The organism is Rhodococcus sp. NPDC080181, from assembly GCF_040702225.1.
Lineage (GTDB): Bacteria > Actinomycetota > Actinomycetes > Mycobacteriales > Mycobacteriaceae > Rhodococcoides > Rhodococcoides fascians.
In genome coordinates this window covers 168,114-185,341 of sequence record NZ_JBFBKN010000011.1, presented here as the reverse complement: position 1 = coordinate 185,341, position 17,228 = coordinate 168,114, and the positions used below count along the sequence as shown (strand labels likewise).

Sequence of the window (17,228 nt, the reverse complement as noted above, 5' to 3'; positions counted from 1 at the left end):
TACGACTCGACGGCCTGAGCCCGGTGCAATACCGAGCCCAGGCCCTCGCAGCCTAGGATTTCCATTAACCGGTCCAACCCACGGGGTCCAGTGCATGTGAATGGGACATTCATGCGCTCGCGTGGCCGGTCTCCGCACTCGGAAGTGCCGGCAGCGCCACCGGATACAACTGAAAGCTTCCGCTCATTCCCTTGAGTTCGACGTCGCGGGGCGTCCCCAGAGTCAGGCCGTCCGCCCTGGCGATGGCGTCACGCACCGGCTCGCTGACAAGGATTTCACCGCCCTCGGCCTGCCCCGCGACCCGTGCCGCCATGGCCACGTTGAGTCCGAACAAGTCGTCGCCCCTACGCACCGAGCTGCCGACGTGGATGCCCATGCGGACGCGGATGCGATCCCATCTATCCGGGTTTTCCAAAAGGGCTTCTTGGACTTCCACTCCGCAGCGCACGGCCTCGGTCGGGTCGGAGAAAGCGAGCATGTAGCCGTCGCCCTGACTTTTCACCACATGTCCGCCGTGATCCGCGACGTGCTTGCAGATCAGTTTGTTGTGCTTTTCGAGCAGCTTCACCCAGCCGCGATCGCCCAGTTCCTCGTTGCGTGCGGTGGACCCTTCGATGTCGGAGAACATCACGACGATGTCGCCGTCGGCGGTCATGCGCGCCAGGTCGGGGCGTTCGACCTTCGCCCAGCCCGCGAGGTCTTCGACGGAGTTGCGGACGGTCGCGCCGAATCCCTTGTTGATGAGTAGGTCCGTGGTGTGGAACGCGGTTCTGATCGCGAAGGGCACCAGACCGCGTCGCTTACGGCGTTGCTGCGATTCGAGAGCGCGGTCGAGTGCTCGGCGCGTGTGCTTCAACTTTCGTCGCGACACGATGAGAACCACACCGAGCGCGATGATGGCGGCGAGCTCGACTCCGGCAACTATCCACAGGATCACGTTGCTCATCCTCGCCTCTCGGCGGTGTCCGTGGTTGCACAACCCACCGCGAACTGCTTCCGATAGGCCGTCGGCGTGACGGCGAACGCCGAGTGGAAGTTCTGACGCAGGGTGACGGCGCTGCCGAATCCGCACGAGGCAGCGATGCTCTCGATGCTGTGGCCGGTGGTTTCGAGTTGGCTGCGGGCCGCGTCGAGCCGCTGGTCGAGTACCCAGCGCGCGGGCGTGGTGCCCGTCGCATACTGAAATTGCCGGATGAAGCTGCGCCGGCTCATGCGTGCCCGCTCGGCGAGCCGCTCGATCGGTAGGGGCTCGGCCAGTCGCTCCATCGCCCAGCTCTGGACGTCGGCGATCGCGGAGTCCTCCGACGCCTCGATGACCGGCCGTTCGATGTATTGCGCCTGACCGCCGTCGCGATGGGGTGCGACGACGAGGCTGCGTGCCACCCGCGTTGCCGCCGCAGCACCGAGGTGTTTGCGGACGATGTGCAGGCAGGAATCTATCGACGATGCCGTGCCCGCGGAAGTCATGACGTCGCCGTGGTCGATGTAGAGCACGGACTCGTCGAGGCCGAGTTGCGAATTGCGGTCGCGCAGTTCGGTCATCTTGGACCAATGGGTGACGGCAGGGCGTCCCGCGAGCAGTCCGGTGTCGGCGACGGCAAACGACCCCAGACACAGTCCCGCGATCTGGGCTCCCCGTCTGTGAGCGCCTCGAAGAGCGGTGGACAGGTGAGTGCCGATGTGTGGCAACGACTCCGGCCACGACGTCACGATCACGATGTCGGCCCAATCGGCGATGTCGGGGCCCTCGATCTCGCCGACGGGAAAGCCCTCCTCGGTGCGGATCGACCCTGGCCTGTCGGACCACACCCGCGTCTCCCAGTCGGGGGCCAGCCCGAGGCGCGTCACCTCGCCGAACACCATCAACGGCGCGGCGAGGTGGAACATGGTGATGCCGTCGAACACGTACAGCGCGATGCGCACGAATCTCCGATCGACGAATTGGCGCAATTTCATCGAAAGTATGCATCCGTGCCACTCGTGAACGCAAGGTCGGTGCCGAAGTATGGGTATCGACCGAGTACGCCACCTGAAGGAGAACGTCCATGACCGCACCGCGTAGAGCCCTCATCGTCATCGATGTACAGCAGGAATACTTCGAGGGAGTTCTGAAGATTCAGTACCCGCCTCGCGACGAGTCGCTGGCCAACATCGTTCGTACCATCGAAGCGGCTGTGGCGCAGGATGTTCCGGTGGCCATCGTGCAGCACGAGATGCCCGAGGGCTCGCCTGCTTTCGTCAAGGGAACCCCGACGTACGAGCTTCATCCCGACATTCAGGCCGTCGTGCAGCCGTCCTTCGAGCGAGTCGAGAAGCAGTACAGCAGCGTCTTCGCTGGCACCGACGTGGCGAAGTGGTTGCAGGGCAACAATGTCGACACCGTCACGATCGTCGGATACATGACCAACAACTGCGATCTCGCCACCAGCGCCGACGCCGAAGCACTGGACCTGACCGTCGAAATCCTGTCCGACGCCACTGGCGCGATCAACCTTTCGAACGAGGCGGGGACAGTCTCAGCCGAACAACTCCACAAGGCGCTGATGGTGCTTTACCAGTCCAATTTCGCAGCGGTGGCGACGACCGACCAGTGGATCGACGCGGTCAAGAACGGAAACGGGCTCACAGCGAGCAATCTGGTGGTCTCGGCTGCGCAGGGCAACGAGGCGGTGGCGTAGCTCGTCATTACGATGGCGAGTGTGACGGCACGCGCGATAACGGACCAGACGCTCGGCGCATGGGTGATCAAGTGCAATCCGCACAAGACCGACCTCGCACCAATGGTCGAAGCCGGACGTGCGCACGAGAATTGGTGCGTCGCCGACAACTATCGAACTCGTCTGATGGCACCTGGGCAGCCGGTGTTGTTCTGGGTCAGCAGCCACCCGCGGCGCGGGATCTGGGGTGCGGGTCGGTTGACCGGCACCCCGGTCCCCGGCCCCCAGTGGAAGGTCTCGACGAACATCACGCTGTTCGATGAGCCGATCCTCGCATCGGATCTGCATGCCGTTGCGGAACTGTCGATGCTCGAGGTGTTCCGGTCGCCGCAGCAGTCCAATCCCTCATGGGTCGACGCGTCCGCATGGGCAGTGATCCGACAGATGCTGCCTCTCGAATGATGTGATGGCGCTATGACACCGGAGGACGAACCGACACTGCACGGAATGCTGGATGTCGGGGACGGGCAGCGCGTCTACTGGGAGCAATGGGGTCCGTCCGACGGCGTCCCGGCGGTGTACCTGCACGGCGGACCGGGCGGGACCCTGAACTCCAGTCAGTTTCGTCGCCACTTCGACCTGTCCCGTGTTCGCGCAATCGGATTCGAGCAGCGCGGGTGCGGACGGTCGACCCCGCACGCGTCGGATCCCTCGACGTCGTTGACTACCAACACCACTGCGCATCTGATCGCCGATATCGAAGCGCTGCGTGTGCTCCTCGGCGTCGAGGCGTGGATCGTCAACGGCGCGTCCTGGGGATCCACTCTTGCTCTTGCCTACGCTCTCGCGCATCCGACGAGGGTTCTCGGCATGGTGCTCGTGTCGGTGACGACGACCAGCCGCGCGGAGGTCGTTTGGATCACCGAGGGCGTCGGTGCGGTCTTCCCGGAGGCGTGGGATCGGTTCGCCACCTTCGCCGAGCAGGCCGGCGTTGGCTATCGACGCGGTGAGGGCCGCATAGTCGACGCGTACGACCGCCTGTTCAATTCGGCCGATTTACATCTGCGGGACAAAGCATCTCGCGAGTGGGCACTGTGGGAAGACGTGCACATCTCGATCGGTACCGATGGCGTTCGGCGCAATCCGCGGTGGGACGACGACCGGTTCCGACTCGCCTTCGTGCGGCTGACCGCGCACTACTGGTCGCACGACGGGTTCTGTGATCCGCCTCTGCTCGATCGTGCCGACGGTCTGCGAGATGTTCCGGGCGTCCTGATCCATGGCCGAAAGGACGTTTCCGGACCGGCTGTCACGCCGTGGCATCTACACCGACGTTGGCCCGGGTCGACACTCGTCATCGATGAGGGCGACGGGCATGGGGGACTGTCCATGGCGGCGCGCTGGGACGCTGCGAACGAAGAATTGACCGACCGGGCCCTGCAGAGGCCGAATGGTGCATGATCGAAGGGTGACTTCTTTCCCGATCGTTGATCTGACTCCTGACGAGCTGCTGACCACCACGCGAACTGTGCGTAAGCGCCTGGACCTGACGCGGCCGGTGCCGATGGAGCTGATCAAGGAATGTCTCGAGATCGCACTGCAGGCCCCATCAGGCTCGAACAAGCAGGGGTGGCAGTGGATCGTCGTCACCGATCCTGATCTTCGTGCCCGCATCGGTGCGATCTACGGCGAACTGTTCGCCGAGTACCAGGCATCGAAGCAATCCGCGTCAGCATTGTTCGCGGACGATCCCGAACGCGCATCGGTTCAGAAGCGCGTCGGCGACAGTGCCGGTTGGCTCGGCGAGCACATGGGTGAAGTTCCCGTGCTGCTGATTCCGTGCATCAAGGCCGGCAAGACGCTTCCGGCCGGCAACCAGGCCGGTCTGTGGGGCTCGCTGCTGCCTGCGGTGTGGAACTACGCCCTGGCTGCACGGGCACGTGGTCTCGGAACAGCGTGGACAACAATTCATCTCGCGAAGGAAGCCGAGATTTCCGAACTGCTCGGTATTCCCGAAGGCTTCCATCAAGGCGCACTGATTCCGACTGCCTACTACACGGGGGAGACCTTCAAGGTCGCGCCCAGGGATCCGATCGAGACGGTGCTGCACGTCGATCGCTGGTAGGCGCATCGGCCGGCGCAACCATCAGACGAGCGTCTCCACGTGGATGATTTCGGTTCTCGCCACGGCCCGCCGATGGACGTCGGCGAGCGCAAGCCGCTCGGGGTCCTTCATGTAGGCCTGCAGGCCGAATCATCCGGTAGGTGGATGACCTGCACCTCGAGTGGTCCGTCGCCGGTGTCGACTCGGCGGACTCTGCTCACTACTTCGCCGCCGTACTTCGGAATCAGGTCCAGCACCGTGTCCTCGTAACGAGTGAGCGCGTCTGCTTGTCCGTCCGCCGCCCACAGCAGCACACACAGCTTCAGGTTCATGACGCGAGACGGTACCGGAAGCGGTTTCGTCATCTGCGTGGTCTTGCGGTTGCGGTCTCGCCGCCAGGCCGGTGTGTGACAACGCCGGCCCGGCGACCTGACATTCACTTATCGGGGCAGTCCCGACTTGTATTGCAACGCGTAGGCCAGTTTGCCGGGCTTATCGCTAGAGTAAGGTGCGGAGAGTTTCCCGAACTCGCCCTTACCAGCAGCCTTGCCGTCGTTCCAGGAAGCCAGTGCGCCGAGTTCCGCTGCGGTACGACCACTGTCGATGACCGCGTCTTTCGGGGCGGCGACCTGAGCGCGGGAGACCGATTCGACGGTGCTGAGATAGCTCGCGAGATTGTTGCTGTCCCAGCCGCTGATGTCGACTTCCGCCGAGTCGCGAACCCATGCACCCCAATAGAATTCCTGGAACGGGATCGTGCCGGGGGTGAAGCCGATGTCGCGGGCGAAGTACATCAGGCTGCGGTACTTGTCGTTCTGGAACTTGGCGAGGCCGACTCCTGACGGAAGCTGCTCCACCGGAACCTCGTTGCCGTCGACGTCGTAGTTCCACACCCACTTCTCGGCTTTCATTCGCGCCCAGAAATCAGTTGGGCTCAGGTCACTGAGATTCGCGACCACCCGCAGACGAAGGTGCAGATTCGGCCCACCGTCGGCTGTTTCGTAGAACGAGGTCAGCGTGTGGTGTCCGTCGGTCAGGTATGGCACGCCGCCCGGCCCGATGACGACGGTCTTCATGGGCGCGATGGTGTCGGGCGTTTCCTGCCCGACGGGGACTGTGCAGGTGAACGACGACGGATTGTCCAGTCGCGCATCGGGCGATGACGAGGCGGCCTCCTCCTGGCCGTTGGCCTCGCACCAGTCGTCGAACTTCTTGTTGATCTCGTCTTTGCCGAGCGTGTAGCGACCGAGCTTGTAGTACACCTCGTCGTACCCGAGTGAGGGTTGCGTCGCGCGGACATCACCGATCGGCAGATCGAGAAGCGCACCGGCTTCGGCACATTGGTAACCGAGGCCAGACGACGATCCGCTGGGGAGCAGGTCCGCAACCTGACACAGCGGCGACGCCGTCCGTGCCGGCGCGGCAGTGGCGACGCCGCCCATCGACGTGGAGACGACAGAGATCAGTGCGAGGATGCCCAGTAGAGCAGCTCTGCGACGCGATGCCATTCGTGAAACTCCCAGGGTTCGGAAAGTGAAGTTTTCCGAGACTGTCGCACCGCGGTCACCGGCCGGTGTCGGGGAACCGACGCGGAGGTGAACGTCGCATGATGTGCGTCAGCGATCCTCGCGCAACATCGCGTACGCGAGGGTGTCGGTCCATTCGCCCTTGCACCACCAGTTCTGGTGCGGCCCCACTCGTACTCGTGATCATGTCGGATGCTTCGTATAAATTCCTCTGCGACAGCTACGCGAACGGGGAGTACGCAGTGAACATTGATCTGGATGAGGAGGAGCGTCGGGCAATTACGCAAGTGCACGACGACAACGTGGCGATTCTAGGAATGACGGCTCTCGATCCGGCGGGTGTACTGTCGCACGCTGCCGATTCCCTCGCCGAGTTGCGCACATCCGTCAAGGGTGAGTGTCGCAAAGTCTTTGCAATTGGGCGAGAGTTGCGGTTCGTCCTTTGCGTACAGCAACAAGGACGAGTCGGTGCAGTCGATGCAAGAATCGATGCCCGCACTGCGTTGGACATCGATCGGTTCCTGAATCGCCGATACGGTAGAACGTTGATTCAACATGTGAAATCGGGCCATGAGATCACCGTGGACGGTTCCATCAAGATGGACCACAGCAATGGGCGGGTGTATGTGGCCGTAGTTAGAGTCGGTCCTCACTATGCGAAAGTCGGAAGTCTGTCACGCCTACAAGAACTTCGCCGCGCGGAGTTGGCTAGATGTGGCGTGGACCCTTCCCGGCTAGCGGACGATTTCGAGCATCACCTTGCGTATTCGCCAGCTATGCCGTGGCCACAAAAACTGAAAAAGATTGTTGTTATATCGCCGCGCGGCTCTCAGGGCGCTAACGACTTGCTCGGCCAGCTCCAAAAAAGCAGGGCTTTCACCTGTGTCGAAGACCGGGGTGTCATGTTCCAGGGGCGCGGCGCGGCCGACTCGATCGTCAATGCTCTGGCAAGGCACTCCGCCTCGGACGCTGATATTGTTGTCTTGGCTCGGGGTGGGGGTAGAATCGAGACGTTGTCTCCCTTCGACGAGTTCGAAGTCGCTAAAGCGATTGTTGAATCGGAGACGCCAGTCTTTACCGCAATTGGTCACAAAGACGACATGACGTTGGCCGATAGGGCAGCTGCCGCCTCGTTCGACGTTCCGGCTTCTGCTGGGAAAGCGCTGTGCGCGAGGCCCTTCAAGGTTGATGAGCAGAATTTGAAGAAAGCCAAGCGTGCAACGGTGGTCGCTAATGCCATCAAGCCCAAGGCTGATGTAGTCGAAGGTGCTGTTTATCGTGAGCTTGTCCAACGCTGTGCGCACCTAAATACCGCTTTGGCGCAGGTTCAACGCGAATACTCGAATTGTTTGAATATGTATCACGTACAGCTTCATCGTAATGGGTTCCAGCGGATCCAATTGCGCAGCAGGGCAATCGCAAGTGCTCTGCTTGTCGCGTCTTTCGTTGGCGGATTCGCTCTCGCAGAGGGTTTTTGGGTTTCAACGTCTGGGTGGCTGGCCGTGGCATTCGGCGTAGCGATGTCGGTTTATATCGCAAAGGGTCCGGCAAGAGCGCTCAAGGTTCCATCTCGGCTCCACAACTCGACTCCGGACCTGTGGTACGCAGCTGCCGAAAAGGTCCGCACACCGCGTGAGTTCAGTCGGCTGTGGCCGTATTGGCCGAAGCCATAGCGTGGGCGTAGGTGGTCCGTTGAAGAGTCTGATGTGGTCCGGCGTACGTTGGCACATCTTTCAGTGGTCGCGGACTTCTAAACCATACTTGAGTGCGTCAGCGATCCTCGCGCAACATCGCGTAGACGAGGGTGTCTGTCCATTCGCCCTTGCACCACCAGTTCTGGCGGAAGTGCGCTTCCTGACGCATTCCGACCCGGGCGGCCAACCGGGCCGACGCGTCGTTGCGTCCGTCCATCTGCGCCGTGACTCGGTGGATCTGGCGCAGTGAGAACACGTGCTCGATCAACGCATCGACCGCCTCGGTCGCGTAACCACGACCGGCCACGGCAGGGGAGAACGTCCAGCCGAGTTCGACGAGTGCCGGCGAACCGTCCACGAGCCATGCTTCGACGTTGCCCACCACGGTCTGCTCGTGTTCGACGACCAGCGCGAGCGCCTGGGTGTGCAATCCGGATCGCTTCATCCGCTTACCCACCGCCGCAACGGCGTCGGCGTGCGTCCAGGCCTCGTGCAGGAGATAGCGGCACACCTCGGGATCGCTGTAGTACGCGAGAATTCTGTTTGCGTCGTCGGGTTCGTACAGACGAAGGGTCAGGCGCTCGGTGTGGATGGGCTCGACTGTCATATGTCCAATTCTGCCCGACCTAGATTCACGCTGATTCGAACCCTGGCCCCGGACCCCTCTCGTAACGGAGGGTGGTGAGTCGAAGCTGATCGTCATCAAGTGGAAGGCACGTGAACATGGTCGTGACGTCGTACGCCGCTCCCGCGGGACCTGTGGACACGCGGCACAGCGTCGTACCGAAGGTCGACCCGGTGCCTGTCTCAGCGAAAACTCCACTGTGGCAGCGATACCGATGGACCGTCCTGCGCGCCTTGTCGCCGATCGTCCTACTCGTTCTCTGGCAGATCGCCAGTGCTGCCGGAGTTCTCTCCGAACGTGTTCTCCCCGCACCGTCCCTGATCTTCGACGCGGGTCTGGAATTGCTGCGCAACGGTGAATTGGCCGACGCTCTGGCTATTTCCGGAACGCGAGTGGTTCAAGGACTCCTGCTGGGCGGCCTGATCGGGGTGGCACTCGGGGCGCTCGTCGGACTGTCGAAGCTCGCCGAAGCAACCGTCGACCCGCCGTTGCAGATGCTGCGCGCACTCCCACACCTCGGATTGATCCCACTGTTCATCCTGTGGTTCGGGATCGGCGAGACTCCCAAGATTCTGCTCGTCGCTCTCGGAGTCGCATTTCCGTTGTACCTCAACACGTTCTCGGCCATCCGCCAGATCGATCGCGACTTTCTCGACACCGCAGTTGTCCTCGGCTTCTCGTGGCGACAACGATTCACAACGATCATTCTGCCGAGCATCGCGCCCCAATTGCTGGTGGGACTTCGGCAGTCGTTGGCCATTGCGTGGCTCTCGTTGATCGTGGCCGAGCAGATCAACGCCGAATCGGGGCTCGGCTACATCATCAACAACGCGCGGGACTTCCTACGGGTCGACACCATCATCTTCGGGCTCGTCGTCTACGCGCTGATGGGAATCGGCACCGACGGAATCGTACGAATCCTCGAAAAACGAGCCCTCCGTTACCGATTGGATGCGTGAGTCATGACTACGACGACTTCCGTCGCCACCCTGCACGGCATCGACAAGTTCTACGGATCCAGTCACGTGTTGAAGGGTGTCGACCTGTCCATCGAGCGCGGCGAAATCGTCTCGCTGGTCGGACGATCCGGCTCCGGTAAGTCGACCATCCTGCGTGTCCTGGCCGGACTGTCGACCGACCACACGGGGGAGCGGCACGTCGCCGGACATCCTGCAGTCGCGTTCCAGGAACCACGACTGTTCCCGTGGCGGTCGGTTCGCCAGAACGTCTCCTACGGTCTGAACACCGCAGGCGTCACCGGCAACGAAGCATTGACTGCTGCAGACGCGACTCTCGACGAGGTGGGGCTGGCCGAGAAGCGAGACGCATGGCCACTCACGTTGTCCGGTGGGCAAGCTCAGCGCGCTGCGCTGGCGCGGGCGTTGGTGGGGGAGCCCGAACTGCTGCTCCTCGACGAACCGTTCGGCGCGCTCGACGCACTGACCCGACTGACCATGCAGTCACTTCTGCTCGACCTGTGGGGACGGCACCGCTTCGGCATCCTCCTGGTCACGCACGATGTCGACGAGGCGATCGCGCTGGCCGATCGTGTTGTGGTGCTCGAGAACGGCGCAGTCTCGGACACTGTCACCGTCGATCTGCCCCGCCCCCGCGATCGCGGAACGCCGGGCTTTTCCCGCCTCCGCACCCATCTGCTCGGAGCTCTCGGAGTTCACTGACCGTCCAATTCGGCACCTGACAAGGATCTTTCACACATGTCGTCACATGCTCGTCCTCGATCTCTGCGCGCACTCGGTGTGCTCACTGCCCTGTCCTTGACGGTCATCGGACTCACCGGTTGCGTCTCGCGTGGTAGCGATACCACCAACACCCAGGCCCCGGAACTGGTCTCGAACGACCAACTCGCCACAGTCACCCTCGATGTCGGCGACCAGAAGGGTGGCACCGAAGCCCTACTGCGCGCATCGGGTGAGCTGGACTCCGCTCCCTACGATGTTGCGTTCTCCACCTTCACTTCCGGCCCGCCTCAGGTAGAGGCGGCAACGGCCGGCCAGATCGACTTCGCGGTCACCGGCAACACGCCCCCCGTCTTCGGGGTTGCAGCCAATGCACGCATCAAGGTCGTCTCCGCCTACACCAACGATGCGAGCGGGGATCAGATTCTCGTGCCACCGGATTCGACTCTGGCGTCGTTCGCCGACCTGCGCGGTAAGAAGATCGCGGTGGGCAAGGGAAGTTCGGCGCACGGACACGTGCTGCTGCAGTTGCAGAAGGCCGGCTTGACCACCGACGACGTTCAGCTGGTGTTCCTTCAGCCTGCCGATGCGCTGACGGCATTCACCTCGGGCGAGGTCGATGCCTGGGCGATCTGGGATCCGTTCACGGCGATCGCGCAGGTGCAGAACGGCTCGAAGACGCTGACCACCGCGGAGGGCGTGGCCAACGGTTACGGCTTCGGTATCGCGTCTCAGCAGGCTCTGGACGATCCCGCGAAGAACACTGCGCTGCAGGACTTCGTGGTTCGCCTGGCCAAGGCGTCCGCATGGGCGGACGCACACCCGGCAGAGTGGGCGGCGGCGTACTCGACCGCCGTCGGCATCGACCCGGTCGCGGGTGAATTGGCGCAGGGACGAAGCCAGCGACCAGCAATTGCTCTGGACAACAACGTGATCGAATCCGAGCAGACGCTGTTCGATGTATTCGTCGAGAGCGGAAGCATCCCCGGCGGCAACACGTTCGCAGACTTCGTCGACACGCGTTACAACGACGCTATCGCCGCCGCGACCGCCGCCACCAACTGATCACCCACCACGTCGTAGGAGTTCACTCGTGACCGCACGCATTTTCTGGTTCCTCCCCACCGCTGGCGACGGCCGCTCCATCGTCGGTGCATCTCACGCGTCGGCCAACATCGTCGAACCTGCCGGGTTCCGTCGTCCGTCGCTGCGGTACCTCACGGAGGTGGCTCAGGCCGCGGACCGACTCGGCTACGAGGGGGTGCTGACTCCGACGGGAACGTGGTGCGAGGACGCCTGGCTGACCACGGCGGCTCTACTGCAAAGCACCCGACGGCTGAAGTTCCTCGTCGCCTTCCGTCCCGGCCTCACGCCGCCCACGTTGGCGGCGCAACAGGCAGCGACGTTGCAGCGGTTCTCGGAAGGTCGGGTGCTGTTCAACATTGTCACCGGGGGCGACGACGTCGAGCAGCGTCGGTTCGGTGATTGGATCGACCACGATCGGCGCTACGCCCGCACCGACGAATTTCTCGGATTGGTGCATCGGATCTGGACGGAGACGTCGGTCGACCACGAAGGCGAATTCTTCAAGGTCGCAGATGCACGCGTGTCGGAGGCCCCGGACCCGTTGCCCGAGTTCTGGTTCGGCGGTTCCTCCGATCCCGCACTCGCCGTCGCGGCCAAGCACGTCCAGACGTATCTGACGTGGGGCGAGCCGCCGGCCGACGCCCGCGCCAAGATCGAGAAAGTGCAGGCGCTCGCGGACGCCGAGGGCCGCAAGCTCACCTATGGCATTCGCCTGCACACCATCAGCCGCGACGCCTCCGAAGAGGCCTGGGCCGTCGCACAAAAGCTGCTCGACGAGCTTCCCGAGGAGCAGGTGTCTGCGGCACACGCGCTGCACTCGTCCTCGCAGTCCGAGGGACAGCGTCGGATGGCCGCATTGCACGGCGGCAGCAAGGATTCCCTCGAGATCTACCCGAACCTGTGGGCCGGAGTCGGCCTGGTCCGCGGCGGTGCCGGTACGGCTCTGGTCGGGTCGCACGAGGAAGTTGCCAACCTGATCGGCGAGTACCACGACGCCGGTTTCGACGAGTTCATCCTCTCGGGCTACCCACACCTCGAGGAGGCGTACCACTTCGCCGAAGGTGTTCGACCCATCCTCGACGCGCGAGGAATCACGGTCCCCGCACGCTAGGGCACGTGGGATCGAACCACCGGGTGTGCCGGTTATGGGAAATCTGTCCAGTAGATGGCGTGAAAAATGGATGATAGACGAGGGTAAATCTGTATGATGGCCGCGTGTCCAGTGCCATGTACGTCCCGCGAATCGTGGACGAGGAGCTCGACGACCTCCTCCCTCACCTCGCCGCCATCAACCTCGACGGTGCGAAAGGCGTAGGCAAGACCGCTACCGCCACCCGCCGTGCGAAGTCGGTTCTCGAACTCGACAACGCGGTGGATCGGCAGCTGATTTCTGCGGACCCAGATCTGCTCGCGAGATCGGCGCGCCCCATGCTTATCGATGAATGGCAACGATTCCCGCCGTCATGGGATCTGGTTCGCAGAGCCGTGGACAACGATGCGTCGGGTGGGCAATTTCTGCTGACGGGAAGCGCGCCGCCTTCCGACGCTGTCGTCCACTCCGGTGCAGGCCGAATTGTCCGTGTACGAATGTGGCCTCTGAGCTTCGCCGAACGTCGGCCGTCGGATTCGGCTGTATCCCTGAAGGACTTGCTGTCTCCCCGGCAGGTGACTATTTCGGGTTCGACCGAGACCGTGCTCGGCGATTACATCGAAGAAGTGCTGGTTTCCGGCTTCCCTGGCATCCGTCGTCTCGCCGGTCGCGCGAATCGCGCAGCTTTGGACGGCTACCTGCACGCGATCATCGAACACGACTTTCCGGAGCAAGGCCGCGTGGTTCGACGTCCGGAATCCCTTCGTGCCTGGATGACTGCATACGCCGCAGCCACATCGACCACAGCATCCTGGGAGTCGATCAGGGATGCGGCAACGCCGGGTGCGACCCACAAGCCAACCCGTCAAACATCGATCAACTATCGCGATGTGCTCAGTCGCCTGCGCATGCTGCATGACGTAGAAGCATGGTTGCCGCAGGATAATTCGTTGGGGAAGCTGGCCAAGGCACCTAAGCACCATCTAGTGGACCCAGCCCTGTGCGCTCGATTGCTCGGCGTGACAGCTGAGTCCCTGTTGACGCCTGGCGGCTCGGCGGGCGTCAGATTGGGGCACCTTTTCGAGTCGTTCGTAACGCAAAGCCTCGAGGTGTACGCGCAAGCGAACGAGGCGAGGCTGTTTCATTTCCGTGGCAGGACTGCCGAAGTGGATCTGATCGTCGAGCAAGGCGATGGATCGTTCATCGGCATCGAGGTGAAAGTCTCGCCCGATATCACGGACCACGATGTCCGACATCTGAAGTGGCTTCGGAGCGCAGTGGGCAGTCGAATGAGGGACGCGATCGTAGTGACGACAGGTCCTCACGCTTACCGCCGACAGGACGGTATCGCGGTGATTCCGTTGGCTTTGCTCGCGCCATAGCCGGTCCTCGGCCGCTCGGAGTCGGTGATACGCACTGTCAGCAGATTCCGGCGTACACCGCCCGGACGTACTGCTCCGCGCGGTCGGAACCGATGATTCCGGGCCCCATTCGGTTCATGACGTAGGAGATGGTCAGCTTCGACTCCGGGTGCAGAACGGTGAGCGATCCGCCCCAACCTCCCCAGTAGCAGATCTTGCCGTCGGGGATGTAGGGAATCGATTCGTGCTGTGGGAGGGCAAAGCCCAGACCGAAGCGCAACGTAATTCCCAGCGCCAAATCGATTCCGTTGGACTGCTCCTCGAAGATCGAGTCGATCGTCTCCGGGCTCAGCAGCCGTACGCCGTCCACGGTTCCGCCGCGGGAGATGACCGACAGGATTCTTGCAACCGACCGTGCGTTGCCATGCCCGTTCAACGCGCCCATGTCCGCGCCGCGCCATGCCGCGGTGTTCGCGGACGACGCCTGCACCAACGGTCCGAGAAAGGTCCTGCGACGCACCATCGTCGGGTCGGGCACGGCATCGTCGGTCGGCGGGGGCGGCGGAACCACATCGGCGATTCGATCCCAGTCGCTTTCGGCGGCACCGATCTGGAAGTCGGCTCCGAGGGGACCGGCAATCTCGTCGGCGACGAACTGCCGCAACGACTTTCCGGTGACCCGGCGGACGACTTCGCCGATCAGGTGGCCCTGACTGGCCGCGTGATACCCCGATGTGGCGCGTGAGTCCCACCACGGAGCTTGCTCAGCCAGTCGTGAGGTCGAGAGTTCCCAGTCGTAGAGGTCCTCTTCGTTGAACGGTCGGTCCCAGCCCGAGACGCCGGAGGTGTGCGACAACAGGTGCCGAACGGCAATCTCCTGCTTGCCGGCGGCCGCGAACTCGGGCCAGTAGGTCGCGACCGGCGCATCGGGATCGAGCACTCCACGGTCGATGAGCATCAACGCCGCCAGGCACGTCACCATCTTGGTCGTCGACCACACGTTGGTGATCGTGTCCGACTCCCACGGCGAGCGGCGCTCGGTATCGCGGTAGCCGCCCCAGAGGTCGACAGCGGTGTGGCCGTCGATGTCGACCACCAGCGACGCGCCGAGTTCCGCTCCGCTCTCGACGTTGGCGGCGAGTGCGTCACGCACCGCCGCGAATTGGGGCTCGCAGTGACCGTCAATCGTCATGTGATGCCCCGAGAATGCGGTGAACGGCCAATTCGACGTAGTTGTCGGCGACCTCCTCGATGCTCAGCTCGCCGCCGTCGTGAAACCAGTTGCTGATGCCGTTGAGCATGTCGGTCAGAGCGAACGACGCCAGCCGCGCATCCGGGACGGTGAATTCACCGCTGCGCATTCCGGCGGTGATGACGTCGCGGACACGTCGTTGGTACTGGCGGCGGTAATCCTCGATGACGGTGCGGTGTTCGGGGATGAGCGAGGCCAACTCGTGCAGGCCGACGATGTACTCCACCCGTCGCCGGTTCAGATGCACCAGGTGCGCGCGCACCAGTGACGAGAGGCGATCGGTAGGGGTTCCGGCCGCGTCGAGCAGCGGCAGGTTCTCCTCGGCCGGCTCCTGCGTGACAGTCAGACAAATCGCGAACAGGATGTCTTCCTTGGACGGGAAGTGGTGGTAGAGGCTGGCACCCTTGATGCCGACGGCGTCGGCGATATCGCGCATCCCCACGTTCGAATAGCCCTCACGCGCAAAGATATTTGCTGCGTTGGCCACGATGTCTTCTCGGCGTTGCCGGGTACGTATCTGCCGAGGGAGTGGAGTCACAGCTTCGGGCTGAGTCATACGGTCTCCTCCACCGCCGCCAGCAGTCGCAGTTCACGCTTGAGAATCTTCCCCTGCGGGTCGACGGGTAGCTCGGCCACGATGTGTACCGACTTCGGGGCCTTGTACGACGCCAACTCGGTGCGGCAGTACTCGATGATCGCGGCCGGGTCGGCGGTCACCCCGTCGCGCGCGATGACGAAGGCGGTCACGGCCTCGGACCAGTACGGGTCGGGGACTCCGACGACGGCGGCACGCAACACATCCGGGTGCGTGTGGATGGTGCGTTCCACTTCCTGCGACGACACGTTCATCCCTCCCGACTTGATCATGTCCTTCATCCGATCGTAGAAGAACAGGTTGCCGTCGGCGTCGATGCGCACCATGTCGCCGGTGTGTACCCAGCCGTCCCGGAACACCTCGGCGGTGCGTTCGGGGTCCTTGAAGTAGCCGAGCATCACCGACGGAGTGCGACAGAGCAATTCACCGATCTCGCTCTCGTTGCCCGCGGGGTCGACCACCTTGATCTCGAGGTGGGTCACGGGCTTGCCGATCCACGACGCGTCGCCGTCGGGGATGTCGTCGAGGGTGGAGAACCAGCCGACCGAGCCGAGCTGCGAGAGTTCCGACTGTCCCCAGTACGTGCCCCAGATGGCCTCGGGTGCCGCGGCGGCCCAGGCGCTGATCGTGTGCGGTGACACCTGGCCACCGTAGGTGAGGCAGCGTCGAACTTGGCTCACTGCCTCCGGGCCGAACTGCTCGTCACGAGCCAGGGCCAGATAGAACGTCGGCGTCTGGGCGATGACGGAGATCTTCTCGGCGGCGATGATGCGGAGCGATTGAGCCGGATCGACCGTCGCGGGCAGGACGAGGGTGGCACCCATCAGCGTGAGGGTCGTCATCGAGCCGAGTCCGGCGATGGTGTGGAAGGGCATGACGAACAGCCAGGTGTCCTCCGGTCCGGTGCGCAGACCCCAACTCCACGCGGGCGCGGTGGAGATGAGGAAGTTGCGGTGCGGGATCATCACGCCCTTGGGAGCCGCTTCGGTTCCCGAGGTGTAGATGACCATCGCGACGTCGTTCTCGTCCATCTCGACGTCCGGCTCGGTGGACGGGGTGTTCGCCGTCAGTGCGGCGTATTCGGTACCGAAGGTCACCAGGGTGGTGGTGTCCGGCTTGACCGAGGAGATGATCTCGGCGTAGGCCGGATCGGCCACCACCACAGTCGGTTCCGCGTGTTCGAGTTGGTGCTTCACCTCGGCCGCGCGGTACATCACGTTGATGCCGGTGAAGGCCGCTCCGGCTTTGAGGGCTCCGTAGTACGCCACCACCACATCGACGCTGTTGCGAGCCATCGATGCGACGCGGTCACCCGTGGTCACCCCGAGATCGACCAGCAGGTTGGCGAACTGGTTTGCGCGCGAGTTCAGTTCGCCGTAGGTGGTGACCTCGCGGGTGCCGTCGGCCGCGTAGCTGATGAACGCGACCTTGTTCGGCTGAGTCCGGGCATGGCGACGCAGCTGATCGCCGATGGTGGCGCGGCCGATGGGGGAGCGGTGGTGGATGGCAGCACCGGGCACGGCGGACTCCTTCAGAAGCTG

18 protein-coding genes are annotated in these 17,228 nt (G+C 63.2%); 10 read left to right on the top strand and 8 right to left on the bottom strand.

All coding sequences use genetic code 11. The features are described 5' to 3' along the window. Positions 1–109: 109 nt before the first annotated feature. Both AB0O58_RS15090 and AB0O58_RS15085 read right to left on the bottom strand, forming a co-directional pair. Complete coding sequence (locus AB0O58_RS15090) at positions 110–946, bottom strand: adenylate/guanylate cyclase domain-containing protein (RefSeq protein WP_366238374.1); 837 nt, start codon at positions 944–946, stop codon at positions 110–112. Beyond that, positions 943–1,923 (bottom strand): helix-turn-helix domain-containing protein, encoded by a 981-nt coding sequence (locus AB0O58_RS15085; RefSeq protein ID WP_032406970.1) that lies wholly within the window; start codon positions 1,921–1,923, stop codon positions 943–945. The genes AB0O58_RS15090 and AB0O58_RS15085 overlap by 4 nt, the downstream gene beginning before the upstream one ends. A 122-nt stretch (positions 1,924–2,045) precedes the next feature. Between AB0O58_RS15085 and AB0O58_RS15080 the strand changes: the two genes are divergently transcribed. The 4 genes from AB0O58_RS15080 to AB0O58_RS15065 are packed head-to-tail and all read left to right on the top strand — an operon-like array spanning position 2,046 to position 4,782. Beyond that, a complete protein-coding gene (locus tag AB0O58_RS15080) occupies positions 2,046–2,678 on the top strand; it encodes an isochorismatase family protein (RefSeq protein ID WP_366238373.1) in 633 nt (210 codons plus the stop codon). A 21-nt stretch (positions 2,679–2,699) separates the two neighbouring features. Next, entirely contained in the window at positions 2,700–3,119 is a 420-nt protein-coding gene (locus tag AB0O58_RS15075; RefSeq protein ID WP_366238372.1) for a hypothetical protein, read from the top strand. Between the two features lie 12 nt (positions 3,120–3,131). Next, positions 3,132–4,118 carry an alpha/beta fold hydrolase gene (locus AB0O58_RS15070; protein ID WP_222081857.1) on the top strand — a complete coding sequence of 329 codons (987 nt, stop codon included), beginning with the start codon at positions 3,132–3,134 and terminating at the stop codon, positions 4,116–4,118. Positions 4,119–4,125: 7 nt separating this feature from the next. Further along, entirely contained in the window at positions 4,126–4,782 is a 657-nt protein-coding gene (locus AB0O58_RS15065; RefSeq protein ID WP_032388498.1) for a nitroreductase family protein, read from the top strand. A gap of 107 nt (positions 4,783–4,889) precedes the next feature. Here AB0O58_RS15065 and AB0O58_RS15060 read toward each other — a convergent pair whose 3' ends face one another. Next, positions 4,890–5,093, bottom strand: coding sequence for a hypothetical protein (locus tag AB0O58_RS15060; RefSeq protein WP_366238371.1), 204 nt, complete (start codon positions 5,091–5,093; stop codon positions 4,890–4,892). 108 nt (positions 5,094–5,201) lie between these two features. Beyond that, positions 5,202–6,269 carry a ParB/Srx family N-terminal domain-containing protein gene (locus AB0O58_RS15055; protein ID WP_366238370.1) on the bottom strand — a complete coding sequence of 356 codons (1,068 nt, stop codon included), beginning with the start codon at positions 6,267–6,269 and terminating at the stop codon, positions 5,202–5,204. A 260-nt stretch (positions 6,270–6,529) separates the two neighbouring features. On the opposite strand from AB0O58_RS15055, the gene AB0O58_RS15050 reads away from it, so the two are divergent. Beyond that, on the top strand, positions 6,530–7,960 hold the full coding sequence (locus AB0O58_RS15050; protein ID WP_222059822.1) for an exodeoxyribonuclease VII large subunit: 1,431 nt from the start codon (positions 6,530–6,532) through the stop codon (positions 7,958–7,960). 97 nt (positions 7,961–8,057) lie between these two features. Here AB0O58_RS15050 and AB0O58_RS15045 read toward each other — a convergent pair whose 3' ends face one another. Beyond that, on the bottom strand, positions 8,058–8,588 hold the full coding sequence (locus AB0O58_RS15045; RefSeq protein ID WP_366238369.1) for a GNAT family N-acetyltransferase: 531 nt from the start codon (positions 8,586–8,588) through the stop codon (positions 8,058–8,060). Between the two features lie 191 nt (positions 8,589–8,779). On the opposite strand from AB0O58_RS15045, the gene AB0O58_RS15040 reads away from it, so the two are divergent. The 5 genes from AB0O58_RS15040 (at position 8,780) to AB0O58_RS15020 (ending at position 13,861) form a co-directional block, all read left to right on the top strand. Continuing rightward, on the top strand, positions 8,780–9,565 hold the full coding sequence (locus tag AB0O58_RS15040; RefSeq protein WP_052061249.1) for an ABC transporter permease: 786 nt from the start codon (positions 8,780–8,782) through the stop codon (positions 9,563–9,565). A 3-nt stretch (positions 9,566–9,568) separates the two neighbouring features. Then, a complete protein-coding gene (locus AB0O58_RS15035) occupies positions 9,569–10,285 on the top strand; it encodes an ABC transporter ATP-binding protein (protein WP_222059826.1) in 717 nt (238 codons plus the stop codon). Between the two features lie 36 nt (positions 10,286–10,321). After that, on the top strand, positions 10,322–11,368 hold the full coding sequence (locus tag AB0O58_RS15030; RefSeq protein WP_048320068.1) for an ABC transporter substrate-binding protein: 1,047 nt from the start codon (positions 10,322–10,324) through the stop codon (positions 11,366–11,368). Between the two features lie 28 nt (positions 11,369–11,396). Next, entirely contained in the window at positions 11,397–12,500 is a 1,104-nt protein-coding gene (locus tag AB0O58_RS15025) for an LLM class flavin-dependent oxidoreductase (protein ID WP_366238368.1), read from the top strand. Between the two features lie 104 nt (positions 12,501–12,604). After that, the gene (locus AB0O58_RS15020; protein ID WP_366238367.1) at positions 12,605–13,861 is read left to right on the top strand and encodes a DUF4143 domain-containing protein; all 1,257 of its coding nucleotides are present in this window, start codon (positions 12,605–12,607) and stop codon (positions 13,859–13,861) included. A gap of 37 nt (positions 13,862–13,898) precedes the next feature. On the opposite strand, the gene AB0O58_RS15015 is transcribed toward AB0O58_RS15020, so the two are convergent. Genes AB0O58_RS15015 through AB0O58_RS15005 form a run of 3 tightly spaced genes read right to left on the bottom strand, consistent with a single transcriptional unit; the run spans position 13,899 to position 17,207 of the window. After that, the gene (locus AB0O58_RS15015; RefSeq protein WP_366238366.1) at positions 13,899–15,032 is read right to left on the bottom strand and encodes a serine hydrolase domain-containing protein; all 1,134 of its coding nucleotides are present in this window, start codon (positions 15,030–15,032) and stop codon (positions 13,899–13,901) included. After that, positions 15,022–15,648, bottom strand: a complete 627-nt coding sequence (locus AB0O58_RS15010) for a TetR/AcrR family transcriptional regulator (RefSeq protein WP_366238365.1) — start codon at positions 15,646–15,648, stop codon at positions 15,022–15,024. The genes AB0O58_RS15015 and AB0O58_RS15010 overlap by 11 nt, the downstream gene beginning before the upstream one ends. Then, the gene (locus AB0O58_RS15005; RefSeq protein ID WP_366238364.1) at positions 15,645–17,207 is read right to left on the bottom strand and encodes a class I adenylate-forming enzyme family protein; all 1,563 of its coding nucleotides are present in this window, start codon (positions 17,205–17,207) and stop codon (positions 15,645–15,647) included. Before AB0O58_RS15005 ends, AB0O58_RS15010 begins: the two co-directional genes overlap by 4 nt. Positions 17,208–17,228: the final 21 nt, after the last annotated feature.

Coding starts and splice junctions, on each gene's coding strand:
- AB0O58_RS15090 (WP_366238374.1), bottom strand. CDS start 946: ATGAGCAACGTGATCCTGTGGATAGTTGCCGGAGTCGAGCTCGCCGCC.
- AB0O58_RS15080 (WP_366238373.1), top strand. CDS start 2,046: ATGACCGCACCGCGTAGAGCCCTCATCGTCATCGATGTACAGCAGGAA.
- AB0O58_RS15070 (WP_222081857.1), top strand. CDS start 3,132: ATGACACCGGAGGACGAACCGACACTGCACGGAATGCTGGATGTCGGG.
- AB0O58_RS15060 (WP_366238371.1), bottom strand. CDS start 5,093: ATGAACCTGAAGCTGTGTGTGCTGCTGTGGGCGGCGGACGGACAAGCA.
- AB0O58_RS15055 (WP_366238370.1), bottom strand. CDS start 6,269: ATGGCATCGCGTCGCAGAGCTGCTCTACTGGGCATCCTCGCACTGATC.
- AB0O58_RS15045 (WP_366238369.1), bottom strand. CDS start 8,588: ATGACAGTCGAGCCCATCCACACCGAGCGCCTGACCCTTCGTCTGTAC.
- AB0O58_RS15035 (WP_222059826.1), top strand. CDS start 9,569: ATGACTACGACGACTTCCGTCGCCACCCTGCACGGCATCGACAAGTTC.
- AB0O58_RS15030 (WP_048320068.1), top strand. CDS start 10,322: ATGTCGTCACATGCTCGTCCTCGATCTCTGCGCGCACTCGGTGTGCTC.
- AB0O58_RS15015 (WP_366238366.1), bottom strand. CDS start 15,032: ATGACGATTGACGGTCACTGCGAGCCCCAATTCGCGGCGGTGCGTGAC.
- AB0O58_RS15010 (WP_366238365.1), bottom strand. CDS start 15,648: ATGACTCAGCCCGAAGCTGTGACTCCACTCCCTCGGCAGATACGTACC.